This window comes from Micromonospora sp. GCM10011542, from assembly GCF_042650685.1.
Taxonomy (GTDB): domain Bacteria; phylum Actinomycetota; class Actinomycetes; order Mycobacteriales; family Micromonosporaceae; genus Micromonospora.
Window position 1 is genome coordinate 57374 of the sequence record NZ_JBHSBO010000025.1, and the last position, 24713, is coordinate 82086.

Consider the following 24713-nt stretch of genomic DNA (forward strand, 5'->3'; position numbering starts at 1 on the left):
AGGCGGATCGCAGGAACGTCGGGCAGTCAACTGCGGGCCGGCGGTGTCGGATTCAGCGCTTACGATGGCCGCCATGGCGACGACGATCAATTACGTCACTGGCCAACTGACGAGCCTCGCCGGCGTTCCCTCGTCCGCACTGGAGCGTCTTCCCGGCGATCCTGTCGACATCTGCCGCCTCGCGGCAGGCCTGGTCATCCAGCCCAGTGATGCCAAGGGCCTGTCCCTGCCTGCCGAACGGTTCGCCGAGAACCAGCTTCGCCCGGTCGGCAGGCTCATCGACGCGGTGCTCGCCCTGGACCCGACCCCGCTGGACGTCGCGCGCGAGCCCGACCGCCGAGTGATCGGCACCTGCCGTCACTTCGCGGTGCTGAGCTGCGCGCTGTTGCGCTACCGCGGTGTCGCCGCCCGTGCGCGCTGTGGCTTCGCCACCTACTTTCAGCCGGGGCGAGGTGTGGACCACTGGATCACCGAGTACTGGCACGACAACGACGGTCGCTGGGCGCGCGTCGACCCGGAAATCCTGGGCGGCTCGGTGCTGGTGCGGGCCGAAGACCTCGCGGCCGGAGACTTCCTCACCGGCGGTGAGGCGTGGACTGCTTTCCGAGCTGGTCACCTGGATGCTGCGCACTTCGGTGTGTACGGGACCGGGAACTGGGGCCCGGCCGAGATCCGGGGCAACGCGATCCGGGACCTTGCCGCGCTGAACAAGGTCGAGATGCTTCCGTGGGATGAGTGGGGACGGATGGGCGAGTCCTACCGGGGTGAGACCGGCGCCGACTACGACGGACTCATCGACATGGTCGCTGCCACCTGCGCCAGCGACGCCCCCACGGCAGTCGCTGACCTCTATGCATCCGCGGACCTGCAGGTGCCGACGGAACTCATCGCCTGATCCTGGCAACCAGCGCCGGTCACGTCCGCCGGTACTCGACCTCGGGGCGCCCGGGTGTGCCGTAGCGGGGGCTGCGCACCGCACGCTCGATGGTCAACAGGTACTCCAGGTAGCGGCGGGCCGTCACCCGGGAGATGCCGGTGCGCTGGCTCACCTCGGTCGCGGACAGCCCGCTGTCGGCCTCGGACCGGTCGGCGAGGGCGGAGAGCACCCGATGCAGGGTCTGCACGTCCAGCCCTTTGGGCAGGGTGTGCGGGGCGGCGCCGCGCAGGGTGGCGAACATCCGGTCCACCTCGTGCTGGGCGGCCACCTCACCGTCGGCGAGCGCCTGCCGGCGGTAGTCGGCGTAGCGTTCCAGCTTGTCGCGGAAGGCGGCGAAGGTGAACGGTTTGAGCAGGTAGTGGGTCACCCCGAGCGAGACGGCGGTACGGACCACCGCCAGGTCCCGGGCCGAGGTCACCGCGAGCACGTCGACGCTGCTGCCCGCCGCCCGCAACGCCCGACAGACGTCCAGGCCGTGCACGTCGGGCAGCCGGAAGTCGAGCAGCACCAGGTCGATGTCCGTGCCGCCGCGCTGGCGCAGCGCCGCCATCGCCTCCCGGCCGGTGTGCGCCACCCCGGCCACCACGAAACCCGGCACCCGTTCGGTGTACGCCGTGTGCGCCTCGGCCAGCAGCGGCTCGTCCTCGACCACCAGCACCCGGATGTCGCTCATCGGGCCGCGCCCCGTACCGGCAGCCGGACGGTGAACAGGCTTCCGCCGTCGTCCGAACGCTCCACCTGGTAGCCGCCCCCGTGCCGACGGACCACCTGCCCGACCAGCGCCAGGCCGAGGCCACGTCCGGCGCTCTTGGTGGACCAGCCGCGCCGGAACGCGTCGCTCACCCGGGCCGGGTCCAGCCCGGGGCCGTTGTCGCCGACCCGGATCACCAGCTCGTCGTCCACGGTGCCGACGAAGACCCGGACCCGGCGGGGCGGTGCGTTGCCGGCGACCGCCTCCAGCGCGTTGTCCACCAGGTTGCCCACGACGGTGAGCAGGTCCCCGCTGGGCAAGGGGCTGTCGTCGAGCCGGCACTGCGGGTCGATCACCAGGTCCACGCCGCGCTCGCCGGCCCGCGCCGACTTGCCCAGCAGCAGGGCGGCCAGCGCCGGCTCGGTCACCGCGCCGACCACCCGGTCGGTGAGCTGTTGCGCCGCCGCCAGGTCGCGGGTGGCGAGGCGCACGGCCTCGTCGGTACGGCCCAGCTCCACCAGGGTCAGCACGGTGTGCAGCCGGTTCGCCGACTCGTGGGTCTGCGCCTGCAACGCCTCGGTCAGCGCGCGGACCGAATCCAACTCGCTGGCGAGCGTGCGCAGCTCGGTCTGGTCGCGCAGGGTGAGCACGGTGCCGAGGGTGACCCCCTCGAAGCGGGTCGTGCGCTGGTTGGCGACCAGCACCCGATCGCCGGCCAGCACGGGCTCGTCGCGGGCGTCGCGGGCCGACGTGAGCAGCTCGGCCACCGCGGGCGGAAGGTCGATCCCGGCCACCGGCCGGTCGGTGAGCACCGTGTCCGCGTCGAGCCCGAGCAGCCGGCGGCCCTCGTCGTTGACCAGGGCCACCCGACGGTCGGTGGTCAGCACCAGCAGGCCCTCCCGCACCGAGTGCAGCACCGCGTCGTAGTACTCGTACATCCGGGTCATCTGGGCCGGCCCCAGGCCGTGCGTCTGGCGGCGTAGCCGGCGGCTGAGCAGCCACGAGCCGGTGGCGGCGAGCGCGAGCGCCGGCGCGGCGACGCCGAGCAGCACCGGCCACTGGCCGAGCAGCTCACGGTCGATCGCCTCGGTGGTGATGCCGACCGAGACCAGGCCGACGATGCGCTCCCCGTCGTACACCGGCACCACCGCGCGCACCGACTCGCCGAGCGTGCCCACGTTGGTGGTGGTGAAGGGCCGGCCGGCCAGGGCCGGCGCGATGTCGCCGACGAACGGCTGGCCGATCCGCTCGGGGTGCGGGTGTGAGTAGCGGGTCCGGTCGGGCGCCATCACCACCACGAAATCGGTGCCGGTCGCCAGGCGGGTCGACTCCGCGTACGGCTGGAGGGCGGCGCTGGGGTCGGCGGTGCGCAGCGCAGCGCGGACGTCGGGGGAGCGGGCGACGGTCTGCGCGACCGCCAGCACCTCCTCCTGCGCCGCGTGCCGGGAGTCGCTGCGCGCCAGCCAGATGGCACCCGTGGCGCCGGCCAGGACCAGCAGTGTCACCACCACCGCCTGGAGGGCGAACAGCTGCCCCGCGATGCTCCACTGCCGCCGGGCCACGTTTCCCCTCCTCGTCCGTGCCGTCGTCGCCGGCGACGCGTCGCCCATGCTCCGCCGGGATGAACAGAATGACCGCAAGGCTGCCAAGCGGTGAGACCCACTTCACATTGTCGACATGGACACCACCACAGCCACCACCACACCGAGCCGGCCGGTCCGCCCGGACCGTACCCGCTACCTCTACCTGGCGGTCATCGCGGCCGTCCTGGCCGGCGTCGTGGTCGGCCTCGTCGCCCCCGAGGTCGGCAAGGAGCTCAAGCCACTCGGCACCGGTTTCGTCAACCTGATCAAGATGATGATCAGCCCGGTCATCTTCTGCACCATCGTGCTCGGCGTCGGCTCGGTCCGGCAGGCGGCGAAGGTCGGCAAGGTCGGTGGCCTGGCGCTGGGCTACTTCCTGGTGATGTCGACCGTCGCGCTCGCCATCGGTCTCGTGGTCGGCAACCTCATCCACCCCGGCTCGGGCCTGAACCTGGGCCAGGACCTCGCCGGCGCGGGCAAGGCCGCCGCCGGGGACGAGGCCGGCGGGACGGTCGACTTCCTGCTCGGGGTCATCCCGACCACTCTCTTCTCCGCGCTGACCGAGGGGGAGGTGCTGCAGACGCTGCTGGTCGCGTTGCTGGTGGGCTTCGCCGTACAGGCCCTCGGCCGGCGCGGCGAGCCGGTGCTCAACGCCGTGGGCCTGGTCCAGCGCGTGGTCTTCAAGGTGCTCGCCATGATCATGTGGCTGGCCCCGATCGGCGCGTTCGGCGCCATCGCCGCCGTGGTCGGCGCGACCGGCGTGGACGCGCTCAAGAGCCTCGCGCAGATCATGCTCGGCTTCTACGCCACCTGTCTGATCTTCGTGCTCGTGGTGCTGGGCGCCCTGCTGTGGTTCGTGGCCCGGATCTCGATCTTCTCGCTGCTGCGCTATCTCGGCCGGGAGTTCCTGCTGATCCTGTCCACCTCGTCGTCGGAGTCGGCGCTGCCGCGCCTGATCGCGAAGATGGAGCACTTCGGGGTTAGCAAGCCGGTCGTCGGAATCACGGTGCCGACCGGGTACTCGTTCAACCTCGACGGCACGGCCATCTACCTGACCATGGCGGCGCTGTTCATCGCCGACGCCCTCGGCAAGCCGCTGTCGATCGGCGAGCAGGTCTCGCTGCTGCTGTTCATGATCATCGCGTCGAAGGGCGCCGCGGGCGTGACCGGCGCCGGGCTGGCCACGCTCGCCGGTGGGCTCCAGTCGCACCGACCGGACCTGGTGGACGGGGTCGGCCTGATCGTGGGCATCGACCGCTTCATGTCCGAGGCGCGGGCGCTCACCAACTTCGCCGGCAACGCGGTCGCCACCGTGCTGGTCGGAACGTGGACGGGGGAGTTCGACCGGGACCGGGCCGGTCGGGTGCTGCGCGGCGACGACCCGTTCGACGAGGCCACCATGCTCGACGAGCACGACGAGGACGAGTCCGCGAAGGGACGGCCTGCCGACGAGTCGACCGCTGCGGCCGGCGTACCGGCCTGAGGGCGGGGGTCGCGGAACCACCCGGCTCCGCGTGGGCCGAGCCCGGACGCCACCTCCATCGGCGATGCTGCCGGTGGAGGTGGCGCCGTGGCTTCGACGCCAGTGTGGGACCGGCCGGGACCGGGCGGAACCTCAGTCCCAGCTGTCAATCTTGATGTCGTGGGGGTGCGGCGCGCCCTTGCCGGTCTCGATCAGCGACTTCAGGCTCAGCAGGTAGACCGCCCACTTGGTGCTGCAGTGGTGCATGAAGTCCACCGGCTCCTTCCAGCCCCGGTGGCTGAAGAGCACGACGGCGTGGTCGTCGACCTGAGCGAGGCGCCAGTCCACCTGCGTGCCGATCCACTCGTCGGGTCCGTCGACGACCTCCCACAGCACGCGCCTGCCGCGGTCGAGCTCGAGGACCTTCATGTCGAATCCGCCGGCTGCGAACCGGAACTGGAGCACGCCGCCGAGGCCGTCGCCGACGCTGCGCGTGTCGGTCGTCCACCAGCCGGCCAGTCCCTCGACAGTGGTCAGGGCCGTGTAGACCTCGGCCGTGGACGACGGGATTCCCACTTTGTGCAGGATGTCCACCATCTTCGATCCTTCTCTCCGGTGTCGGTTCTCGGATGACCTTCTGACGTCACTGCTGAGTGGCGCGCTGGTCCTTCGTTCGCTGGACAGCCTCGGCGATCCGCTTGATGCGCCGGAGCCGGGCGTCCCACGCCGCTCCGACCGAGGACAGTTGCCCGACCGCCCGGGCGAGCTGTGCCTCGTCCACGCGGTACCGTCGCTCGCGCCCGGCGGCGGTGGAGCGCACCAGACCGACGCGGTCGAGCACGCCGAGGTGTTTCGCGATGGCCTGCCGTGTCACGGGCAACCGTTCACTGAGGCTGGTGGCCGTACCGTCGCCGTCGGCCAGGAGCAGATCGAGCATCCGTCGGCGGGTCGGGTCGCCGACCGCGGACCACAGGTCGTCGTCGACGGCGGCGGTCATCGGATCGACACCAGCCGTGCGAGGTACGCCCCAAGCCGGGGGACGAAGGTGTCCCAGCCGGCGACGTGGTCGCGGTACAGCTCCTCCAGCTTCGCGGCCTCCCATCCCATCTCCCGGAAGCCGGTCTCGGTGAGCCGGATCCTGGTGCCGGTGCCCGACGGGGTGAGCTCGAAGGTGACCAGCAGCGATGTGGCGGGGTCGTCGACCCGGCCCTCTGGATGACACCAGCGGAACGAGAAGAGTCGGGGAGGCTCGGCGGTGACCACGACCATCGGGACGACCTGCGCCCGGTCGCCCCAGACCAGCTCGCCGACCGCGCCGGGAGTCGCCTCGAAGTCGGCGTCGTCGGTCCACCATTCGGAGATGTGCTCGGGGCTGCTGACCACCTCGAAGACCACCTCCGGTGCGGCGTCGACGTGGATCTCCCGTTCGATGCTCCCGTACTCCATGCTCCACCCCTTGACTTGCAACCATTGGTTGCAAGTCACGCTAGCCGGCCGTTCGTCGTTGCGCAACCATTGGTTGCTTAATGATGGCGTGGCGCTCAGGCGAACGGTGCCCGACGTGCTTGACGAGCGCGGTTGCTCCCGGCTGACCCGTCCTGGGATGCTTCGCGCATGTCCCTCCTCCCCGCGACGTTCGCCGAGGACGTCATCGGCCAGCCGGCCAAGGCCCAGTTCGAGGCGTTCCTCGACGAGCATCGGCGCGCTTTGAACGCCTGCCTGGACGGGTTGACCGAGGAGCAGGCCCGCCGCTCGTTGGTGCCCTCCCGGACCACGCTGCTCGGGCTGGTGAAGCACGCGACCTTCGTGGAGAAGGTCTGGTTCGACGAAGCCGTCACCTGTCGGCCGCGCGCGGAGATCGGCATCCCCGCGACGCCCGACGAGTCGTTCATCCTCGACGACGGCGACACCATCGCCACCGTCCAGCGAGCGCACGCCGAGGCCTGCGAGGCGGCGCGCCGTGCGACGTCGTCACTCGGCCTGGACGACCTGCTGCACGGCAACCGGCGCGGCCCACTCCCGCTGCGCTGGGTGTACCTGCACATGCTGCGTGAGCTGGCGCAGCACTGCGGGCACGCGGACATCCTGCGCGAGCAGCTTCTGAGCGAGTAGCGCGCCGCAGGTCCGCACCTGCTGCGGTCGTTGAACGTCCGTCCGATGGTGGAGCCGTCGAGCGCGGTGCCGCCTCGCGCCGCAGAGGCAACCGATCGAAGCCGACGTTACAGTCGGTGACATCTGGGCGGCCGTTGACGCACCAAATGACGAAGTCAGTTCGCCATTGTGGGCTTCCGTTCAGCGCTCGGTCAGAGCATTCACGGTCTCCTCGGACAGCTGCCGATCGCTGTACAGCAGTCGAATCGCCGAAGCGTCGGGATTCCCCGCGTCGGCACCGCGCCAGGTCAGCCTGAGCCCGGTACGCTCGACTGCGCGCCGAGACCGTTCGTTGCCCTCGAGTACGTGAGCGGTCATCGGCAGGTCGGCGCGCAGAGACCGCGCTGCGGTCGTTGCTGCTGCGCTGATCTCTTGTGCATAGCCCTGTCCCCAGAACTGGGGGCGAAGGCGGAAGCCGAGATTCCACGCGACGCCGTAGCGGATGAAGCACCCCCCTATGCCAACGAAGGTGCTGTCCGCACTGTAAGCAGTCCACATACCCAAGCCGTCACGGCGCCAAGCCGCACGCCAGTTATCGACCATTCTGTTGGTCTGCCCAATTGAGTCGTGGCGAGTCAACGGGTCGGGCCCCCACACTCGTGGGTCGGCGTACAGCTCGAACAGTTCCGGTAGGTCTTCTCGATTCGGCTCTCGCAGGACCAAGCGGTCAGTTGCAACGGCATCAGCTGCGATCTCGGGACCGGACACGCGCCCATGGTGGGCGGAGCAACGGAACATTTCAAGCCATATACCGGACCCGTCCGGGGCTTGCTTCACTTATCCCCAGTTGCGGCCAACTCTCGTGCCGCTGTCAGGGCGCCGGCCGCTGGTCGGCTCGTCACCGTCCGTGCCGCGGTCTGCGTGGCTACGGCATCCGGAACTGGCCGATGACCGGATGCGGGGGATTCAACCGGACGGAAGTGCCGAGCAGCGATGGATCTACGGGCCGCTCGGCGATGCGGTTGTCCGTGCCTCGTCGCGACGAGGCAGCCGGTCAGGCTCAGGCAGGGAACGAAGCAATGCCGGCAGGGCGCCAAACACGAGGGGAAGGCCGCCCAGCTCGCTGATCTCGACCCATGCGATGTCGTCATGCTCCTCAGGTGCACGGTTGGTGGGAGAGCCGACCCAGTCTCTGATTTGCCAGACGCCCACGTGGACGGCGTCCTCGCCACTGCCGCCATGCAGGTCACCCAACCGTGACGAGGACTCCGCCACAATGTGAACCCCCAGCTCCTCGTGCATCTCACGCGCGAGGGCTTGTAGTTCCGACTCACCCGCTTCGACGTGCCCCCCGGGCAGATCCCAGAGATCCGGGTATGCCCGGCGGGTCGGGCTGCGGTGTACCAGCAGGACCGCGCCGTTCTCCACGAGTGCACCGCAGACGACAACATGCATGACGGGATTGGAGCACAGGGGTAGGACAAGCTCGCTCCAGCCAGAGGGCACGCGCAGACATCCGGCTCTGCCGCCGTGCGTGCGCGCCGACTGTTGGATCGTTCGTCACCGCCCGCAACTGGCCTTCGTAGGCGTGAGCACCCTACTTGCCGTTCCTCGGGTCGCGCCCTCGTCGGACCGTAACCTAGGCTGCGTCGTCATGGACGAGTCGCGCGGGTCAGGAGTCCTCCGTCATCAGCCGCTGCATGACGGGTTCGTACCGACGCAAGGGCCGCAGCCGGCCTTCGCCGACGCGATCGACCGACACATCGAGGAACACTTCGGGACTGTCGAGTTCGTCTACCACGAGATCGCCTCGCACCTGGTCGGTGTGCATGTCTATGTCGTGGCACCGACCGAGGAACGCCCGTACCGGACGCTCATCACTTCTGGGATGAGTGAGCTGCCGATGACGGTCCCGGAGGGCCATGACATCAGCCCGTACGCCGAACTGATGCTCAGCCTGCCGGCGGATTGGCCGCTGACTGAGGTAGCCGGGCTCGACGACGCATCCGGGTGGCCACTGCGGATCCTCAAGCAGGTTGCTCGGCTGCCGCATGAGTACGGAACCTGGATCGGTGAGTGGCATTCTGTGCCGAACGGCGATCCCGCACAGCCGTACGCCACCGGCACTCCGTTCGCCGGAGTCGTCGTCACGCCAATGCTGCGTGTGCCGCCCGAGGCCCGGACGATCGAGGTCGGCGAGGGCATCCGGATCGCGTTGCTCGCGCTGATTCCTCTGCACCCGGATGAGATCGCGGTCAAAGTCGAACGCGGCACCAACGCACTCATCGATGTGCTCGATCGTAATCGCGTCACCGAACTGTTGGATCCGCTTCGTCCCTCTTACGCCTGACAGCTCGACCGTGCGCGCTGGCGCCATCGACGCGGAACTGATGCTGGGGCGGGCGTTGCCAGGACCAAGGAGTATCTCACCACCGTATGCACGAGGAAGCCCGAGAGATCCTCGATGTGATCACGTGGGTGGAGGAGGCGTACGACCCCGGACACTACGCAGCTTTCCTCGACAGGTACTACCGAGCTGGGTCCCACTCAGCACATCTTGGCCAGGGCTTCATGCCAGAACCTTCGGCTGCTCCTACGGTGCCGCCTCTCGATGCCATGTCTCGGCGAGGAGGGCGTAGGTGTATCCGTCCACCCAGCCCAGTTCGGCGTGCCAGGAATCGCCGACGCCGTGCTGCTCACGACGCATGCCGACCTTTTCGAGGATTCGCACCGAGGCGAGGTTGTCCGCGAAGCAGCCGGCGGTGATTCTCCGAATGCCCAGCCGGTCGAATGCGTGCGCCACCACCGCGGTGACCGCCTCGGTCGCGTAGCCATTTCCGCCGTAGGCTGGATCGAAGATGTAGCCGAGCTGGGCCTCGGTCCGTGGTGGCATGCCGGGTTGACCCATGCCGTCGACGACGCTGAGCGAGACGGTTCCGATCACCACGCCGTCGAGCGTGGCCGCCATGCTGTGGTCGTCCGGGTCTGCGGCCGCGCGTCGCCATGCCGCGCGGAAGGATGCAGGGTCGACCTGCGTGCGGAGTAGCCAGCGCGTGACCTGAGGCAGATTGCGGTACTCCAGGATCCGGTCGACGTCCTCGTCCCGCACTGGGCGAAGCTCGAGGCGTTCAGTGCGTACGGTGGTGTTCTCCATGAGGCGGGACGCTAGTGGACGCACCCCGGCGAGACGCCCGAATATCGGTCCGCCGGCCCGACATGACGCACTATCTGGTGGTCCCCGCCCCGTGTCCTCGGCAGCACCGGGCGCACGCTCATGCCGCTGTCCGACCCGCCCGCCGGGAGTCCGCACCTATGGTCACATCTCGAAGAGCTCAGTGCGTGCCTGCTACGGCTACTGACGGCGGCGGCTCGCGTGGATACGGTCGTGGTTGTCGATGTTCCCCGACCACCCGAGGAGTGATCGTATGCCACCCTCCCCGTCCCGGCTCTTCGCGCAGATAGCGACGGCCGAGCGGCCCGCCGACACCGCAGTGGTCATGCGGCGTGCGGTGGTGCTCGGTGGCAGCATCGCGGGACTGATGGCGGCTCGGGTGTTGAGTGACCACGCCGACGAGGTGCTGATCATCGAGCGGGATCCGTCCGACGTGGACAACGGGCCCCGGCCCGGTGTACCCCAGGGCAGTCAGGTGCACGCGCTGCTGCCCGCCGGCCAGGTTCAGCTGGAACGGTGGTTTCCCGGCATCGTCGACGAGGCGCACGCGCTCGGCGCCCCGCCGCCGCCGGCGGACGAGAGCGCCGCGAAGATCTTCGTGAACGGCGTACTCGGGTTGCCGCCGGCACCATCCGGCACCGGCCCGACGCTGATCACCACGCGACCGTTCCTGGAGGCGCTGGTCCGGCGGCGGACCCTCGCCGTCGACAACATCCGGATGGCGTACGGCCGGGCGGACGGCCTGGTCTTCGCCGACCGGCGGGTCACCGGCGCGCGGTACGTGCCCGAGGGCGGTGGTGAGCCCGTGGTCGAACCGGCTGACCTGGTGGTCGACGCGATGGGACGCTCCAGCCGGCTGAGCGACTGGCTGGCCGACAACGGGTGGCCCCGCCCGCCGATGCAACGGATGCCGATCAAACTCAACTACGCGACCGCGCTCTTCCGCCAGGACGAAAAGGTCAGCGACGCCTGGGTCGTGGTCTACCACACGATGGCCGGCAAGGGCCGGACCGCCCGGATCGGCGGCATCAACTCGGTCGAGGGGGACCGCTGGATGATGCTGGTCGCCGGCTACGACGGGGACCGGCCCAGCCGCGACGTCGGCGACTTCACCGCCCGCTGCCGCGAGCACTACCCGCAGCAGTTCGGGGACATCGCCGAACACGGCGAGATGCTCGGCGGCGTGGTCACCTACCACCAGGCCGACAGTCGGCGCCGGGACTTCCACAAGCTGGACCGGCTGCCCGCCGGACTGGTCGCCGCCGGAGACGCGATCGCGTCCTTCAACCCGGTGTACGGCCAGGGCATGACCTCCGCGATGCTGCACGCCTCCTGCCTGTCGGCGTACCTGCGCTCGCACCCGAAGCCGCACGCGGAGCCGGCGCGGGCCTACTTCGAACGGGCCCGGGTGGTCGTCGATGCCGCCTGGCAGATCTCCACCTCCGCCGACATCGAGCTTCCCCACGTCGACGGGCCCTACCCGCCCGGTTACCGGGTCACCAAGTGGTTCGGTGACCTGCTCTTCCGGACCTCGCTGACCGATCCGGTGCTCAGCGCCCGACTGGGCCGGGTCACCACCATGCTCGACCACCCGGCGGCGCTGAGCCAGCCCGGCATCCTGCTCCGGGCGCTGCGGCTCGGCCTGTTCCGGCGCCGCCCCGCCACCGGACCGGCGAGCGTCCTCGGGCAGCCCTGACATCGTTCGGACCGGTCAGGAATCGAGAAGCCGGATCAGCGAGCCGCGCCTAGCCTGATCGTCACGGACATCGGCGATCAGCCCGGTCATGCCTCCCGTGACCCCGCGGGCAACCTGGCCCGCATCCGCAGTTCCGCTGAGCCGTACGGTCGACGAGAGGACATTTCCATGTGTCACCCCTCATGGGGGCGCGCGCTGGCCGCGGCGCAGCGCCTCAACGAATTCGCGCGGCTGCGCCGTGTGCGCGACCGGATCGACCGGGAGTACGCACGGCCGCTGGACGTCGAGGCGCTCGCCCGGGGCGCCAACATGTCGGCCGGGCACCTGAGCGCTCGGTTCCGGTTGGCCTACGGCATGTCTCCGTACGCGTACCTACTGGCGCGGCGTACCGAGCGGGCGATGGCGTTGCTGCGTCGCGGTGATCTCAGGGTGGGCCCTGCCGAGGCCGGGCTTCGCACGACATGACTGGAGGAAGCATGACGATCGCGCCGCCGCGGGGGCTCGAGGAGAGGCTGCGGGACACCCGCGCGAGGCTGGCGAGCGACATCGATCTCTGGGTCGCCACGTCGGGCTCGCCGGACGGGGTCCACCTCATTCCGCTCTCGTACCTCTGGGACGGCACCGCGTTCCTCATCTCGACGCCGCGTACCTCGGTCACCGGCCGCAACCTGCTCAGGGACGGCCGGGTGCGACTGAGCCTGGGGCCGACGCGAGACGTGGTCGTCGTCGACGGCACGGCCGAGGCGGTGGACATCGCCGACCTCGGTCCGGCGGCGGTCGCCGCCCTCGCGACCAGGACCGGTTTCGACCCGAGCGAGCTCGACGAGCCCTACCAGTACTTCCTGATCCGGCCGCGACGCATCCAGGCCTGGCGGGAGGCGAACGAGTTGCGGGGACGCGTCCTCATGCGCGACGGCCGCTGGCTCGGCTGACCGCCGCACGGGCACCCAGCGGTGCGCGCCGCAGGCCGCCGGTCGCCGATTGGCCGTGCCCGTCGGGCGCCGCCCCGCCTAGCGTCGGTGGCGTGGACATCGAGCAGGCACAGCAGTTGTGGAAGCCGGAGCCCGGCTGGTTGAACACCGCCTCCTACGGCTTGCCGCCCGAGCCGGCCTGGACGGTATTGCAGGAGGCGCTGGCCGACTGGCGGACCGGGAGCAGTTCGTGGGAGGGCTGGGGGCGGTCCGTGGAGCGCGCGAGGGCCGCGTTCGCCGGTCTGGTCGGCGTACCGGCCGGGGACGTGGCGGTCGGCGCGACCGTGTCCCAGCTCCTCGCACCGGTGGCGGCGGCTCTCCCGGCGGGCGCGACCGTGGTGGTCCCCGAGGTCGAGTTCACCTCGAACCTGTTTCCCTGGCTGGTTCAGGAGCAGCGCGGGGTCCGGGTCCGCACGGTGCCGCTGGCCGGGCTGGTCGACGCGATCGACGCCGACACCGACCTTGTCGCGTTCAGCCTGGTGCAGTCCGCCGACGGCGCGGTCGCCGCGTACGACGAGATCGTGGCCGCGGCCCGGGCGCACGGTGCGCTGGTGGCGGTGGACGCGACCCAGGCGTGCGGTTGGCTGCCGCTCGACGGGAGCCGGGCCGACGTGGTGGTGGTGGCCGGGTACAAGTGGCTGATGGGCCCGCGCGGCTGCGCGTACGCCTACCTGGCGCCGGAGCTGCGCGAGCGGCTGCGCCCGGACGCGGCCGGCTGGTACGCGGGCGCCGACCCGCACGCCTCCTACTACGGCCCGCCGCTGCGGCTGGCCGACGATGCCCGCCGGTTCGACATCTCGCCGGCCTGGTTCAGCTGGGTCGGCGCGGCACCCGCCCTGGAGCTGGTCGCCGAGATCGGCGTGCCGGCGATCCGGGCGCACGACGTGGCCCTGGCCAACCGGTTCCTGGTCGGGCTGGGCCGGCCGCCGGGGGCGAGCGCTATCGTCGCCGTCGACGTGCCCGACGCCGAGCAGCGGCTGGAGCGGGCCGGTATCCGGGCGGCGGTGCGCGCCGGCCGGGTCCGGGCCTCCTTCCACGTCTACTCCACCGACGCCGACGTGGACGCCGCCCTGACGGCGCTCACCGGCTGAGCCCGCGCGGTTGGCCGGGTGGGCGACGGACACCCGTCGCCCACCCGGGCGCCCGGCTCACCGGGCAGCCAACTCCTCGACCCGAGCCGCCGGCTCCTCGACCCGCGCGATCGGCTCGGGGCGGCCCATCTGAGGCGTGCCGTGCCGGCCGGACCAGAGCACCCGGGCGACGATCCCCGGCGCGAAGAGCCCGGGCGGCGGCGTCATCAGGTTCGCGACGCTCAGGAAGCGGCGCCCGACGGCGGGGTGCCGCGCCGCGGCGGCGTGCAGCCGGGTGACGTACCCGTTGAGGAAGCGGGTCCGGCGGCTGCGCGGCCCGACGATCGTGGGGTGGCGCAGGTCGGCGCCGACGGCCATGTCCCACGGCACGTCCACCACCTTCGCCGCACCCGCGAAGAAGCGGCGGGGCAGCTCCCGCCGGCCCTCCCGCAGGCAGTCGCGCAGCACCATGGCCTCCACCGCGGCCACCGTCATGCCCTGCCCGTAGGCCGGGTTGAAGCTGCACATCGCGTCGGCGACGGCGATGAAGCCCTCCGGCAGGCGGGCGAGGTGCTCGTAGCGGCGGCGCACGCTGGTGGGCAGCCGCATCCGCCGGGGCGGGCCGAGCGGCTCCGCCCGGCTCAGCAGCGCGTGCAGCTCCGGGGCGGGCAGCCGGCCGGCGAACGCGAGGTAACCCTCCGGGTCCGTCGGCGGGGCCTGGTCCGGGCCGACGCCGAGCAGGGTGACCATCCACCGGTCGCCCTCCGCCGCGATGGCCACCCCGCCGTACGGCCCGGCCGGCGACGGGCTGCTGATGAACGCGGACCAGTTGGTCTCGCCGGCGGTACGGCGGTAGTCGCGCGAGACGTACACCGTGCGGGGGTCCACCCGGTCCTCGACGGGCGGCTGGTAGCCCAGTTCGGCGAGCCAGGTGGGGCCGCGGTTGCCGCGGCCGGTCGCGTCCACGACCAGGTCGGCGTCGTGGCGCTCCTCCGGGCCGCCCCGGGGCAGGATCCGCGCGCCGGTGACCGTCTCGCCGTCGGTGTCGGCGAGCAGACCCAGCGCCTCGCACCGGTCGCGCAGCTCCACGTTGGGCAGTGCCCGGACCAGGTCCCGGACGTACGCCTCCAGGGCGCGCCGGCTGACGCAGAGCCCCTCCAGCCCGGAGGTGACCCGCGGGATCCGGTGGCCGTCGTTGACCCAGAGGCAGTCCCGCTGGATGTCGATGGCGACGGCGCCCTGGGCGGTCAGGTCGTCGGTCAGGCCGGGGAAGAGCTCCTCCAGGACCTGGCGGCCCCGCGCGAGCAGACCGTGCGAGTGCCCGCTCTGCGGCACACCCTTGCGGTCGGCGGCCTCCGCCGGCAGGTCGTCGCGATCGAAGACGGTCACCTTGGCGTACGACTCGCTGAGCACCCGCGCGGCGAGCAGGCCGCCGATGCTGCCGCCGAGGACGATCGCCTGCCCGGTCTGACTGGTGGTGGACACGGTTGACTCCGTTTCGTTCGAATGGATGTCAACAGTGAGCGGCATGGCGTTGCTTCGGCGAAAGCGAATTGGCGGACGGCTAGCTGACAGTGAATTTCCGGTCAGCCGTGCCGTCCGTTCCGATCTGTCGGGCGGTTGACTTCCCTGCCGTAAAACCACTGCTCAAGGGCTTGCCCAGAGGTCACCGAGCGGCATGGTGACCGATGTCTCAGTCGTTTACCGGTCACTGTTCTTCGGCCGTGGGCTCGCCGAAAGGACGACGATTCGACCTGGCCGATCGGGCAGGAGCCAGCGACCATTGGACCGGCGCGCCGCAACCCGAGGGCCGTGCGGGGCGCGTCGGCTCAGGCGAGATGGCCGCCGATCTTCGTGTACCCGCGCAGCAGGTCCCGCGCGATGATCAGTCGCTGCATCTCGTCGGTGCCCTCGAAGATCCGGTAGAGCCGCACCTGCCGGTACCAGCGCTCGATCGGCAACTCCCGGGTGTAGCCCATGCCACCGTGGATCTGGAGCACCCGGTCCACGACCCGGTTGACCATGCCCGCGCCGTAGAGCTTGCCCATCGAGGAGGCGTGCCGCGGGTCCATGCCCTGGTCGACCGTCCACGCCGACTTCAGGACCAGCCAGCGGGCCGCCTCCAGCTCGGTCTCCGAGTCGGCGATCATCCACTGGATGGCCTGGTTGGCGCCGATCTTCGTGCCGAAGGTCTCGCGGGTGTTGGCGTGGTCGATGGCCATCTGCAACGCCCGCTCGGCGATGCCGATGGCGTGCGACGGGATGGTGTAGCGGCCCTTGCCGATCCACTCCATGCCCAGCGCGAAGCCCTGCCCGATCTCGCCGAGGATGTTGCGGTGCGGCACCCGTACGCCGTCGAAGATCAGCGACGCGGGCCCGCCCTCGCCCATGGTCTGGATGAACTCCGAGCGCCAGCCCATCGCCCGGTCCACCAGGAACGCGGTCGCCCCGCCGTTGCGGGCGCCCTTCTCCCGGTCGGTCACCGCCACCACGATGGCGAAGTCGGCGTCGTTGCCGCCGGTGATGAAGGTCTTCTCGCCGTCGAGGATCCAGTCGTCGCCGTCGCGGCGCGCGGACAGCCGGATGTTCGCCGCGTCCGAGCCGGCGCCCGGCTCGGTGATCGCGAAGCAGGATCGCCGCTCGCCCTCGATGGTCGGGATCAGGAACTCCCGCTTCTGCTCCTCGGTGGCGTGGAAGAGGATGTTGTCCGCCTCCCCGCCGAAGCGGAACGGCACGAAGCTGCGGCCCAGCTCGGTCCAGATCAGCGACTGGAGCACGGCCGGCAGGTTCATGCCGCCGTACTCCTCCGGGGTGGCCAGGCCCCAGAAGCCGAACTTGCGCGCCTTGAGTTGCAGCTCGCGCAGCTCGGAGTGGTCCAGGCCCGGCTGGTGGGCCCGCTCGCGGCGCAGCACCTCCTGCTCCAGCGGCAGCACCTCGCGGGTGATGAAGGAGCGGACGGTGTCGCGGACCGCCCGCTCCTCGTCGGTCAGCGAAAAGTCCACGGTGGTCCTCCTGGCGTCGGCGCTGCCCCTTAAACTAGCGGCGCAAGTTTCGCCGCGTCCAGACCCGCGAGGAGCACCGTGCCCCGACCCCGCGAGCCCCGGCTGAGCCGGCAGCGCATCGTCGACGCCGCCACGGCGGTGATCGACGCCGAGGGGCTTTCGGCGCTCTCCACCCGCCGCCTCGCCACCGAACTGGGGGTGCAGGGGCCTTCGCTCTACAACCACTTCGCCACCAAGGACGAGATCCTCGACGCGGTGGCCGACGCCGTCACCGCCACCGTGGACACCAGCGCCTTCGCCGGGCGGGACTGGTGGGCCGCGCTGCACGCCTGGGCCTGGTCCTACCGCCGGGCGCTCACCGCGCATCCGAACATCGTGCCGTGGCTGGCCCAGGGCCCGCGCCGCCGGCCGGCCGCCCTCGCCATGGCCGACGCCGTCTACGGCGGGCTGGTCCGGGCCGGCTGGCCGCCGGCGCGGGCCACCCACATCGGGGCGGCGCTGCGCTACTTCGTCGCCGGGTCGGCGCTCGGCTCGTTCGCCCGCGGTTTCGTCGAGGACCCCGAGCTCTACGCCGCCCACTATCCGCACCTGCGCCAGGCCCACCGGCTCGCCGAGCACCAGCAGAGCGTGGACGAGGGCGCCTTCGCCCTCGGCCTGGACGCCCTCCTGCACGGCCTGGCCGCCGAGTACGAACGCAGCGTCGGCCCACTCGCCCCGGTCGCACCCACCGGGTAGCGTCGAAACTCCCAGCGCTAGTTTCCGCTCACCCCCGAAGGGACGACATGGACGCCGCCGCCCCGCCGACCGAGCTGCTGCCCGCCGCGCTGCGCGTCCGGCGCCACCTGCACCTCGCCGGCGGGTGGACCGAGCCCTCCGACGGCGACGTGATCCCGGTGGAGAGCCCGACCACCGGGGAGATCATCGGGCAGGTGCCGGCCGGCACCCCGGCAGACGTCTACCGGGCCGTCGCCGCCGCCCGCGCCGCCTTCCCCGGCTGGGCGGCCACCGCCCCCGCCGAGCGCGCCGCACACCTCGACCGGCTGCACACCGCGCTCGCCGCCCGCGCCGACGAGGTGGCCCGCACCATCGCCCTGGAGCTGGGCGCCCCGCTGAAGCTCGCGACCCGGGTGCAGACCGGGCTGCCGCTGACCGTGCTGCGCGACCACGTGGCGCTGGCCGCCCAGCCGCCGGCCGAGGAGATCATCGGCAACTCCCTCGTCGTCCGCGAGCCCGTCGGCGTGGTCGGCGCGATCACCCCGTGGAACTATCCGCTGCACCAGGTGGTGGCGAAGCTCGCCCCCGCGCTGGCGGCCGGCTGCACGGTGGTGCTCAAGCCCAGCGAGCTGACCCCGCTGACCGCGTACCTGCTCTTCGACGCGGTCACCGAGGCCGGCCTGCCGCCGGGGGTGCTCAACCTGGTGCCCGGCACGGGCGCGGTGGCCGGCGCGTCACTCGCCGCGCACCCCGACGTCGACCTGGTCTCCTTCACCGGCTCCACGGCCACGGGCCGACGGATCGCGCACCTCGCCGCCGACCGGATCGCCCGGGTCGCGCTGGAGCTCGGCGGCAAGTCCGCCAACCTGATCCTCGCCGACGCCGACCTGGGTGCCGCGGTCAAGGTCGGCGTCGGCAACGCCCTGCTCAACTCCGGCCAGACCTGCACCGCCTGGACCCGGATGCTGGTGCACCGTGACCGGTACGACGAGGCGCTCGACCTGGTCGCCACGGCGGTGGCCGGCTACCGCCTCGGCGACCCCCTCGACCCGGCCACCCGGCTCGGCCCGCTGGTGTCCGCCGCCCAGGCCGAGCGGGTCCGCGGCCACGTCGAGCGGGCCCTCGCCGACGGCGCCCGGCTGGTCGTCGGCGGCCCGGACACCCCGGTGCCAGCGCGCGGCCATTTCGTCGCCCCGACCGTCTTCGCCGACGTGCGACCCGACAGCGCCCTCGCGCAGGAGGAGGTCTTCGGCCCGGTGCTCGCCGTCATCCCGTTCGCCGACACCGACGAGGCGGTCGCCATCGCCAACAATTCCCGCTACGGCCTGGCCGGCGCGGTCTGGTCCGCCGACACCGACGCGGCCCTCGCGGTGGCCCGACGGCTGCGCACCGGCGCGGTGGACATCAACGGCGCGCCGTTCAACCCGCTCGCCCCGTTCGGCGGCTACAAGCAGTCCGGCCTCGGCCGGGAGCTGGGCGTACACGGAATCGCCGAGTTCTGCGAGCTCAAGGCGATCCAGCGATGAGCGAGCCAGCCCCCGCCGCGCCGGTCACCGTCCGCGCGCTGGTCGCGCGCGCGTCCGGCGCCGACCTGCGGGTCGAGCGGGTACGCCTGCCCGCGCCCGGCCCCGGCGAGCTGCGGGTGACGATCCGGGCCGCCGGTGTCTGCCATTCCGACCTGTCCATGGTGAACGGCACCCTCGCCGCGCGGTTCCCGCTGGTGCTCGGGCACGAGGCGACCGGGGTGGTGGCCGAGACCGGCGCGGGTTGCCGGTTGCCGGTCGGCACCCCGGTGGTGCTCAACTGGGCGCCGGCCTGCCGGGCCTGCTGGTGGTGCCGGCACGGCGAGCCGTGGCTGTGCGCCGCCACCACCGCGCCGACCGTGGCGCGCGGCAAGACCGACGATGGCACCCCGCTGCACCTCACCCTCGGCCTCGGCGCGCTCGCCGAGGCGGTGGTGGTGCCCGAGAGCGCCGTCATACCGGTCCCCGCCGGGCTACCCCCGGAGCAGGCCGCCCTGCTGGGCTGCGCGGTGCTCACCGGCACTGGCGCGGTCCGCAACACCGCCCGCGTCGCTCCCGGCGAGTCCGTCGCGGTGATCGGCCTCGGCGGGGTCGGGCTCGCCGTGCTCACCGCCGCCCGCCGGGCCGGCGCCACGACGATCCTCGCCGTCGACGTCGCCGAGGCGAAGCGGGACCTGGCGCTCGCCGCCGGCGCCACCGACTTCCTGCTCTCCGACGACCGGCTCTCCAAGGAGGTACGGGCGCGCACCGAGGGCCGGGGCGCCGACCACGCCTTCGAGTGCGTCGGCCGCGCCGCCACCATCCGGGCGGCCTGGCGGCTGACCCGGCGCGGGGGAGCGGTGACCGTGGTCGGCATGGGCGCCAAGGACGACATGGTCAGCATCGGCGCACTGGACATCTTCCACTCCGCCCGTACGCTGCGCTCCTCGGTGTACGGCTCCTCCGACCCCGACCGGGAGGTGCCCGAGCTGGCCGAGGCCGCCCTCGACGGCACGCTGGACCTGGCGCCGCTGGTCAGCGGGGTGGTCACCCTCGACGAGGCGCCGGCCGCGTTCGACCGACTGGCCCGCGGCGAGGGCGCCCGCTGGGTGGTCGCCCCGGACTGAGCGGGAAAACCCGGCGCTGCATCCTCCCGGCGGGCGGCTCGCGGTGACCTCGTCTGAAAGCTCGAAGGGCGGCCGGGGCTGTCGTCGGCCGGGAGGCTGACAGGCTAGTTTGCTCGGATGAGTCTCCTGGATGACGTCGCGAGGCGTGACGGCTGGCAATGCTGGGTGTGCGACGAGCCGGTCGACGCCGACATGTCGGTGAACGACCCGCGTGGCCCCAGCGTCGACAGCCGTACCGCCGACCGGAAGGCCAAGGTCACCGAGCGACTCGCGCACCGCGCCTGCAACACCCGCAAGGGCGCGGTCAAGGTGGTCATCGCCTGGCCGGACCGTCTGCACGTGGTGGAGCCCGCGCCGCTGATCACCGTTGCCGAGCGACTCGAGCGCAAGGGTGGCCGCGAGCTGGTCGCCCGCTGTCCGAGCAGGAAGGACGCCCAGGAGGCGGCGGACTGGCTGGTTGACCGGTTCTCCCGGCTGGTACCCGGGCTGCCGGTGACCGCAAGCGTCGACGCAGGCGGCGGCCAGTTCCTCGTCGCCCTGGCCAGCGGCCGACGCTGACCGGTGGTCCTGGTCGGTGAGCCGCCTCGAAGTCCGGGTCGAGGCGGTCGGCCAGACAGGAGACGGCCTGCCGGTCAATCCCCTTGCCCCGTACGAGAGCCGGTCCGTACGGTTGCGCCGTGGCGGCGGATCTTTTCGATGCGACAGCGATGTACGACGAGGACTATCTGCACTTCTTCGCCGCGTCCGGGGCCGACGCACCGACGCACGGGCCCGTCGTGGGTACGGCGTATCCCGGTCGGTCGGCCGCCGCCGATCTCGTCTGGCGGTTGCTGGACCTGGAACCCGGCATGTCGGTGCTCGATCTGGCCTGTGGTCACGGCGTGCTGGCGAACGCCTTGGCCGCTCGAGGTTGCCGAGTCACCGGCCTGGACTCGTCGGCGGTGTTCCTGGAGCGCGCTCGAGCCGACGCGGCGGCCATGGCCGCCGACGTCGAGTACGTCTGCGGCGACATGCGAGACCTGACATGGTCAAGCAGGTTCGATCGGGTGGTCAACTGGACAACCGCGTTCGGATACTTCGACGATCTCACCAACCGAGCCGTATTGGCGGAGATCGCCGGAGTCCTACGGCCCGGTGGGCGTTTAGCCATGGACCTTGACAATCTGGCGAAGTTTCTCATGTCGTACACCGCATCCCGGATCACCGCGACCCGCGACAACAGCGACATGCTCGTCGACCGTCACCACCTTGATCCGGTGACCGGGCGCATCGAAGTGGAACGCACAGTGGTCCGCGACGGCAACGCCCGCACGCTCGCGTTCGTCAAACGGTTGTTCGCCTTCCCTGAACTGCGGGACTGGTGCGTTGCGGCCGGATTCGTCGACGTTCTGGGTACGGCGAGGATGGTCGCCCGCTGAGCATCGACCACAATCGGATGGTTGTGGTCGCCGATCTGCCGTAGCTCTCGGCCGCTCCGCAGCAAGGGACTCTTCGCCAGCCACCATCTGGCTGACCTAACCCCACGCCCGAGCAGGGGTTCGATCCCTTCGACTATCACCAGCCCAGCGATATCTCCTCGACGACGACTGGACCCCTGGTCAACAAATCCGACCAAGAGCCGCTCGCGCGCCTGCGGACACCCAGCACACCCACGACGCCGTGCTGCGAGCCCAGCGTCTGCCCACACCCGGCGATGCCAGCGACGCCCGCCGGCGACCCACTCCGCCACCGACCTCAATGCCCCTTCGAGCTCTTGGGGTGACCAGAGTCGGCATCCACCGTCCGCTGCCACCTCGACCTCGGCCCGCGTCCACCGACGAGCAGTGGGTCGGCCCGCTCAGCGGGATCCTGCCCGGCTGCACGCCCACGGGTTAGCTGGCCGGATCAGCACCGGCAGGATCGGGTGCGCTCATCGGCAGGAGCGCGGTCAGCGGCAGAAGCGTGTGTCTCGATTAGCGAGGCAGGCGCAGCGCTGACTCGGATGCGATGACGCCGAGGTTGAGCAGGTTGCGCGAGTGGTGATCACCACGGCACGCGGGTTCCGTCCCAGGAGAGGAATTCGCCGGTGGGGCCGTCGTCGGGCAGCAGTGCCAGTTGGACCGCGCCAGCTGCGGCTTCGGCCGGGTCTCCGCCGCTGGCGGCGGCGGTCACGTTGAGATTGGTTTTGCGTAGCCCGGGCGCGAGGGCGTTCACCTTGAAGCCGTCGCCGGCGAGCGCCTGGGCGTAGAAGACTGTCAGCGCGTTCAGTGCGGTCTTGGACGATCGGTATGCGGCGAGTGAGCCCGTCGCGGGGAACTGCGGCTGCGGGCCGGTACTCCAGCCCAGTGATCCGGTGCCGCTGGAGAGGTTCACGATCCGGGGCCGGGCGGAGCGGCGCAACGCGGGCAGGAAAGCGTTGGTGACCGCCACGACCCCGAACACGTTCGTTTCGTAGGTGCGGCGGAAGGCGTCAACGTCGGTCTCGGTCACCGGGTTCAGGTCGACCGAAATGCCGGCGTTGTTGACCAGGATGTCCAGGTTTTCGACTTGACGGGCGGCGTCGGCGACGCTCTGGCCGTCGGTGACGTCGAGGGTGAGTAGTCGAGCGTTGCCACCGATCTCGTCGACAGCCCGCTGTCCCCGCTCCGGGTCGCGAGAGCCGAGGTAGACGATCAGCCCGGCGGCCGCGAGCTGCCGCGCGATTTCCTTGCCGATGCCTTGGTTGGCGCCGGTGACCAGTGCCGTGGAATCGTTCATGGTGTTCATGCTGCAACGATGCCGGCGGCGACCGAGCCGATCCAGGGATAACCGATACCTGGCTCTGGAGGGGGGTGGATCATGGCGGGACAGGAGTTGGCGTGGTTCCTTCGGCAGCGGCGGGAAGACCTACGCCCCGCCGATGTCGGCCTGCCCGCCGGTCCGCGCCGTCGTACCCCCGGCCTGCGCCGTGAGGAAGTCGCCCAGCTGGCCCACATGTCCGTCGACTACTACGCCCGACTCGAACAGGCCCGGGGCCCCCATCCGTCGCCGCGGATTCTGGACTCCCTCGCCGACGCGCTGCGGGTCTCCCCAGCCGAGCGGATCCATCTGTTCCGGCTGGCCGGGGCGACTCCGGCACCACCCGTCGGGCCGGTACGCCAGGTCCGCCCGCATATGGTCAACCTGCTGCGCCGCATCCCCGAGGCGGCGGCCGTCGTCACCGACGCCAGCTACGACGTGATCGCCTTCAATCCGCTCGCCGACGCCCTGCTGGGTAACCTCAGGCAGGAGCCCAACCTGGCCCGCCGACGGTTCCTGGGCCTCGACAGCTACGAAAGCTCCAGCGCCGAAGAATTCGGTCACATCGCGGTGGCGCGGCTGCGCGCCGCCGCCGACCGTTACCCCCGCGACGAGCGCCTCGCCCGCCTCCTGACCGGACTGCGCGCCGCCAGCACCGAGTTCACCGAGATCTGGAACACCAACCCGGTACGAGCCCCTAGCCACCGGATCAAGACCATCACCCATCCACAGCTCGGCCCGCTGCGCCTCAACTGCGACGTGCTCACCATCCCCGACGACCAGCAAGTCGTCTTCATCACCGCCGACCACGGCACCCCCACCGCCCGCGCCTTACGCCACCTGGGCGCTGTCGGCTGACGAAACCCTTCATACACCGAGTCGACAAAGCCACCCGCTCTGTCAGCGGCGGTACAGCGAAGGGCCTTGGAGTCGCCGGACCGCCGGCCACGAGCCGCGTGAATCTGTAAGCCACAGCGTCCGCACATCGGCAGAGTTGGACGTTGCAGCGGCGCGACCAGCGGCATGGGTGATTTGCCCGCGTGTCGTTTCGACCGGTCGAGTCTCGTCAGCTGCCTTGTGCTCCTCGGACCGGCCTGCCAAGATCCGCGGATGGATCTCGTAGAGGTAGCAGAGATCGCGCCGGGTGAGTACTCCTTGTCGTTGGAGGCAGGGACCACCGACGTGGATGACATGATCTCCGAGCTTGGCCACGAGCCCAACGGTTACTTCTGGGAAGGGATCGTCGAACTGCTCGTCACGACCGAGGCCCCCACCCTTGAAGGCCGCTTCCTGCCGGATCCAGAGGGCGGCGCCTTCTACGCCACCAGCAACGACCGCCGGGCGCTCGAAGATTTAGCTGTCCTGCTCCGTGCGGTCGCGGTCGACGGGAATCGTCTGCGGCAGCTCATGGAGTTCGCCCAGACCAGTGGCTTCGAATTCGACGACTGAACCGCCGCTACGCTCGCACTACCCGGTGCACTGTCATCGACAGCAGTCAGTAGGGGCGATAGACGAACAGCGCCCAGAGAAGTGGAGCGGCGGCCAACGGCGCCACGGATAAGGCGAGGATCCGCATCCAGGGCGGCAGGCTAGCCCTGAAGGCCACGACAGCGGCCACCGTGGCGTAGCCGCCCGCCAGCAACGCGGTCGGAAGCACGGCCAATGGCTCGGGCCCGCAGTCCGACTTATCCTGCACGAACGGGGGCGCGCAGGCCTCGGACGGAGCCATGGACACGACAAGTTCAAGGCCCGACAGGCACATGATCGGCAGTAGCGGGATCGCCAACAGCGCGAGTGCGACGGTTGCGCCGACGCTGGTGCGACCCTGTGGCGTCGCCCCGCGCTCGTGCTCTCCGCCCGTGCTCCTGCGGTCGGTCATCGTCATCCCCCGTGATGCCTGGGCTATTTTCTTGTCACGCCGGACCATTGCGATCCAAC

26 protein-coding genes and 1 pseudogene are annotated in these 24713 nt (G+C 71.0%); 15 read left to right on the top strand and 12 right to left on the bottom strand.

Annotated elements, in window-relative coordinates; translation table 11 throughout:
- Positions 1 to 73 precede the first annotated feature (73 nt).
- Positions 74 to 895, top strand: coding sequence for a transglutaminase-like domain-containing protein (locus tag ACFOW4_RS07895; RefSeq protein ID WP_377525861.1), 822 nt, complete (start codon positions 74 to 76; stop codon positions 893 to 895).
- Positions 896 to 914: 19 nt separating this feature from the next.
- Here the strand turns inward: ACFOW4_RS07895 and ACFOW4_RS07900 are convergent, their stop codons facing one another.
- Both ACFOW4_RS07900 and ACFOW4_RS07905 read right to left on the bottom strand, forming a co-directional pair.
- On the bottom strand, positions 915 to 1610 hold the full coding sequence (locus ACFOW4_RS07900; protein ID WP_377525863.1) for a response regulator: 696 nt from the start codon (positions 1608 to 1610) through the stop codon (positions 915 to 917).
- Positions 1607 to 3190: an ATP-binding protein gene (locus tag ACFOW4_RS07905; protein WP_377525864.1), complete on the bottom strand. Its 1584-nt coding sequence runs from the start codon at positions 3188 to 3190 to the stop codon at positions 1607 to 1609. The genes ACFOW4_RS07900 and ACFOW4_RS07905 overlap by 4 nt, the downstream gene beginning before the upstream one ends.
- A gap of 115 nt (positions 3191 to 3305) precedes the next feature.
- On the opposite strand from ACFOW4_RS07905, the gene ACFOW4_RS07910 reads away from it, so the two are divergent.
- A complete protein-coding gene (locus ACFOW4_RS07910; RefSeq protein ID WP_377525866.1) occupies positions 3306 to 4694 on the top strand; it encodes a cation:dicarboxylate symporter family transporter in 1389 nt (462 codons plus the stop codon).
- Between the two features lie 132 nt (positions 4695 to 4826).
- Here ACFOW4_RS07910 and ACFOW4_RS07915 read toward each other — a convergent pair whose 3' ends face one another.
- From ACFOW4_RS07915 to ACFOW4_RS07925, 3 genes are read right to left on the bottom strand one after another with little or no spacing between them, the layout of a single operon-like run.
- Entirely contained in the window at positions 4827 to 5270 is a 444-nt protein-coding gene (locus tag ACFOW4_RS07915) for an SRPBCC domain-containing protein (RefSeq protein ID WP_377525867.1), read from the bottom strand.
- Between the two features lie 46 nt (positions 5271 to 5316).
- Positions 5317 to 5670 (bottom strand): ArsR/SmtB family transcription factor, encoded by a 354-nt coding sequence (locus ACFOW4_RS07920; protein ID WP_377525869.1) that lies wholly within the window; start codon positions 5668 to 5670, stop codon positions 5317 to 5319.
- A complete protein-coding gene (locus ACFOW4_RS07925) occupies positions 5667 to 6119 on the bottom strand; it encodes an SRPBCC family protein (RefSeq protein WP_377525870.1) in 453 nt (150 codons plus the stop codon). Before ACFOW4_RS07925 ends, ACFOW4_RS07920 begins: the two co-directional genes overlap by 4 nt.
- A 168-nt stretch (positions 6120 to 6287) precedes the next feature.
- On the opposite strand from ACFOW4_RS07925, the gene ACFOW4_RS07930 reads away from it, so the two are divergent.
- Positions 6288 to 6785 (top strand): DinB family protein, encoded by a 498-nt coding sequence (locus tag ACFOW4_RS07930; RefSeq protein ID WP_377525872.1) that lies wholly within the window; start codon positions 6288 to 6290, stop codon positions 6783 to 6785.
- A 180-nt stretch (positions 6786 to 6965) separates the two neighbouring features.
- On the opposite strand, the gene ACFOW4_RS07935 is transcribed toward ACFOW4_RS07930, so the two are convergent.
- Positions 6966 to 7532, bottom strand: coding sequence for a GNAT family N-acetyltransferase (locus ACFOW4_RS07935; RefSeq protein ID WP_377525874.1), 567 nt, complete (start codon positions 7530 to 7532; stop codon positions 6966 to 6968).
- A 231-nt stretch (positions 7533 to 7763) separates the two neighbouring features.
- Entirely contained in the window at positions 7764 to 8219 is a 456-nt protein-coding gene (locus tag ACFOW4_RS07940; protein WP_377525875.1) for an NUDIX domain-containing protein, read from the bottom strand.
- Between the two features lie 199 nt (positions 8220 to 8418).
- Between ACFOW4_RS07940 and ACFOW4_RS07945 the strand changes: the two genes are divergently transcribed.
- A complete protein-coding gene (locus ACFOW4_RS07945) occupies positions 8419 to 9114 on the top strand; it encodes a suppressor of fused domain protein (protein WP_377525877.1) in 696 nt (231 codons plus the stop codon).
- 243 nt (positions 9115 to 9357) lie between these two features.
- On the opposite strand, the gene ACFOW4_RS07950 is transcribed toward ACFOW4_RS07945, so the two are convergent.
- Positions 9358 to 9918 carry a GNAT family N-acetyltransferase gene (locus ACFOW4_RS07950; RefSeq protein WP_377525878.1) on the bottom strand — a complete coding sequence of 187 codons (561 nt, stop codon included), beginning with the start codon at positions 9916 to 9918 and terminating at the stop codon, positions 9358 to 9360.
- Positions 9919 to 10189: 271 nt separating this feature from the next.
- Here ACFOW4_RS07950 and ACFOW4_RS07955 point away from each other — a divergent pair, with 271 nt between their 5' ends.
- From ACFOW4_RS07955 to ACFOW4_RS07970, 4 genes and pseudogenes are all read left to right on the top strand, one after another.
- Positions 10190 to 11632: an FAD-dependent oxidoreductase gene (locus tag ACFOW4_RS07955; RefSeq protein ID WP_377525880.1), complete on the top strand. Its 1443-nt coding sequence runs from the start codon at positions 10190 to 10192 to the stop codon at positions 11630 to 11632.
- Positions 11633 to 11800: 168 nt separating this feature from the next.
- Positions 11801 to 12064 (top strand): annotated as a pseudogene (locus tag ACFOW4_RS07960) (helix-turn-helix domain-containing protein); the annotation flags it as partial.
- 44 nt (positions 12065 to 12108) lie between these two features.
- On the top strand, positions 12109 to 12564 hold the full coding sequence (locus ACFOW4_RS07965; RefSeq protein WP_377525882.1) for a pyridoxamine 5'-phosphate oxidase family protein: 456 nt from the start codon (positions 12109 to 12111) through the stop codon (positions 12562 to 12564).
- A gap of 92 nt (positions 12565 to 12656) precedes the next feature.
- Positions 12657 to 13694: an aminotransferase class V-fold PLP-dependent enzyme gene (locus tag ACFOW4_RS07970; protein WP_377525883.1), complete on the top strand. Its 1038-nt coding sequence runs from the start codon at positions 12657 to 12659 to the stop codon at positions 13692 to 13694.
- Between the two features lie 57 nt (positions 13695 to 13751).
- On the opposite strand, the gene ACFOW4_RS07975 is transcribed toward ACFOW4_RS07970, so the two are convergent.
- Positions 13752 to 15158, bottom strand: a complete 1407-nt coding sequence (locus tag ACFOW4_RS07975; RefSeq protein WP_377525885.1) for an FAD-dependent oxidoreductase — start codon at positions 15156 to 15158, stop codon at positions 13752 to 13754.
- Between the two features lie 344 nt (positions 15159 to 15502).
- Positions 15503 to 16675, bottom strand: a complete 1173-nt coding sequence (locus ACFOW4_RS07980; protein ID WP_377525887.1) for an acyl-CoA dehydrogenase family protein — start codon at positions 16673 to 16675, stop codon at positions 15503 to 15505.
- Between the two features lie 78 nt (positions 16676 to 16753).
- Here ACFOW4_RS07980 and ACFOW4_RS07985 point away from each other — a divergent pair, with 78 nt between their 5' ends.
- The 5 genes from ACFOW4_RS07985 (at position 16754) to ACFOW4_RS08005 (ending at position 21436) form a co-directional block, all read left to right on the top strand.
- On the top strand, positions 16754 to 17410 hold the full coding sequence (locus ACFOW4_RS07985; protein WP_377525889.1) for a TetR/AcrR family transcriptional regulator: 657 nt from the start codon (positions 16754 to 16756) through the stop codon (positions 17408 to 17410).
- A gap of 47 nt (positions 17411 to 17457) precedes the next feature.
- Positions 17458 to 18915 (top strand): aldehyde dehydrogenase family protein, encoded by a 1458-nt coding sequence (locus ACFOW4_RS07990; protein WP_377525890.1) that lies wholly within the window; start codon positions 17458 to 17460, stop codon positions 18913 to 18915.
- Positions 18912 to 20018: an alcohol dehydrogenase catalytic domain-containing protein gene (locus tag ACFOW4_RS07995; RefSeq protein ID WP_377525892.1), complete on the top strand. Its 1107-nt coding sequence runs from the start codon at positions 18912 to 18914 to the stop codon at positions 20016 to 20018. The genes ACFOW4_RS07990 and ACFOW4_RS07995 overlap by 4 nt, the downstream gene beginning before the upstream one ends.
- Positions 20019 to 20135: 117 nt before the next feature.
- Complete coding sequence (locus tag ACFOW4_RS08000) at positions 20136 to 20576, top strand: hypothetical protein (protein WP_377525894.1); 441 nt, start codon at positions 20136 to 20138, stop codon at positions 20574 to 20576.
- A gap of 119 nt (positions 20577 to 20695) precedes the next feature.
- On the top strand, positions 20696 to 21436 hold the full coding sequence (locus ACFOW4_RS08005) for an SAM-dependent methyltransferase (protein WP_377525896.1): 741 nt from the start codon (positions 20696 to 20698) through the stop codon (positions 21434 to 21436).
- Positions 21437 to 22040: 604 nt separating this feature from the next.
- Here the strand turns inward: ACFOW4_RS08005 and ACFOW4_RS08010 are convergent.
- Positions 22041 to 22763: an SDR family oxidoreductase gene (locus tag ACFOW4_RS08010; protein ID WP_377525898.1), complete on the bottom strand. Its 723-nt coding sequence runs from the start codon at positions 22761 to 22763 to the stop codon at positions 22041 to 22043.
- 72 nt (positions 22764 to 22835) lie between these two features.
- Here ACFOW4_RS08010 and ACFOW4_RS08015 point away from each other — a divergent pair, with 72 nt between their 5' ends.
- Both ACFOW4_RS08015 and ACFOW4_RS08020 read left to right on the top strand, forming a co-directional pair.
- The gene (locus ACFOW4_RS08015; RefSeq protein WP_377525900.1) at positions 22836 to 23633 is read left to right on the top strand and encodes a helix-turn-helix transcriptional regulator; all 798 of its coding nucleotides are present in this window, start codon (positions 22836 to 22838) and stop codon (positions 23631 to 23633) included.
- A gap of 252 nt (positions 23634 to 23885) precedes the next feature.
- Positions 23886 to 24224, top strand: coding sequence for an Imm51 family immunity protein (locus tag ACFOW4_RS08020; protein ID WP_377525903.1), 339 nt, complete (start codon positions 23886 to 23888; stop codon positions 24222 to 24224).
- Positions 24225 to 24270: 46 nt separating this feature from the next.
- Here the strand turns inward: ACFOW4_RS08020 and ACFOW4_RS08025 are convergent, their stop codons facing one another.
- Positions 24271 to 24660 (bottom strand): hypothetical protein, encoded by a 390-nt coding sequence (locus ACFOW4_RS08025; RefSeq protein ID WP_377525904.1) that lies wholly within the window; start codon positions 24658 to 24660, stop codon positions 24271 to 24273.
- Positions 24661 to 24713 lie beyond the last annotated feature (53 nt).

Coding starts and splice junctions, on each gene's coding strand:
- ACFOW4_RS07895 (WP_377525861.1), top strand. CDS start 74: ATGGCGACGACGATCAATTACGTCACTGGCCAACTGACGAGCCTCGCC.
- ACFOW4_RS07900 (WP_377525863.1), bottom strand. CDS start 1,610: ATGAGCGACATCCGGGTGCTGGTGGTCGAGGACGAGCCGCTGCTGGCC.
- ACFOW4_RS07910 (WP_377525866.1), top strand. CDS start 3,306: ATGGACACCACCACAGCCACCACCACACCGAGCCGGCCGGTCCGCCCG.
- ACFOW4_RS07915 (WP_377525867.1), bottom strand. CDS start 5,270: ATGGTGGACATCCTGCACAAAGTGGGAATCCCGTCGTCCACGGCCGAG.
- ACFOW4_RS07920 (WP_377525869.1), bottom strand. CDS start 5,670: ATGACCGCCGCCGTCGACGACGACCTGTGGTCCGCGGTCGGCGACCCG.
- ACFOW4_RS07925 (WP_377525870.1), bottom strand. CDS start 6,119: ATGGAGTACGGGAGCATCGAACGGGAGATCCACGTCGACGCCGCACCG.
- ACFOW4_RS07930 (WP_377525872.1), top strand. CDS start 6,288: ATGTCCCTCCTCCCCGCGACGTTCGCCGAGGACGTCATCGGCCAGCCG.
- ACFOW4_RS07940 (WP_377525875.1), bottom strand. CDS start 8,219: ATGCATGTTGTCGTCTGCGGTGCACTCGTGGAGAACGGCGCGGTCCTG.
- ACFOW4_RS07945 (WP_377525877.1), top strand. CDS start 8,419: ATGGACGAGTCGCGCGGGTCAGGAGTCCTCCGTCATCAGCCGCTGCAT.
- ACFOW4_RS07950 (WP_377525878.1), bottom strand. CDS start 9,918: ATGGAGAACACCACCGTACGCACTGAACGCCTCGAGCTTCGCCCAGTG.
- ACFOW4_RS07955 (WP_377525880.1), top strand. CDS start 10,190: ATGCCACCCTCCCCGTCCCGGCTCTTCGCGCAGATAGCGACGGCCGAG.
- ACFOW4_RS07965 (WP_377525882.1), top strand. CDS start 12,109: ATGACGATCGCGCCGCCGCGGGGGCTCGAGGAGAGGCTGCGGGACACC.
- ACFOW4_RS07990 (WP_377525890.1), top strand. CDS start 17,458: ATGGACGCCGCCGCCCCGCCGACCGAGCTGCTGCCCGCCGCGCTGCGC.
- ACFOW4_RS07995 (WP_377525892.1), top strand. CDS start 18,912: ATGAGCGAGCCAGCCCCCGCCGCGCCGGTCACCGTCCGCGCGCTGGTC.
- ACFOW4_RS08000 (WP_377525894.1), top strand. CDS start 20,136: ATGAGTCTCCTGGATGACGTCGCGAGGCGTGACGGCTGGCAATGCTGG.
- ACFOW4_RS08010 (WP_377525898.1), bottom strand. CDS start 22,763: ATGAACACCATGAACGATTCCACGGCACTGGTCACCGGCGCCAACCAA.
- ACFOW4_RS08015 (WP_377525900.1), top strand. CDS start 22,836: ATGGCGGGACAGGAGTTGGCGTGGTTCCTTCGGCAGCGGCGGGAAGAC.
- ACFOW4_RS08020 (WP_377525903.1), top strand. CDS start 23,886: ATGGATCTCGTAGAGGTAGCAGAGATCGCGCCGGGTGAGTACTCCTTG.
- ACFOW4_RS08025 (WP_377525904.1), bottom strand. CDS start 24,660: ATGACGATGACCGACCGCAGGAGCACGGGCGGAGAGCACGAGCGCGGG.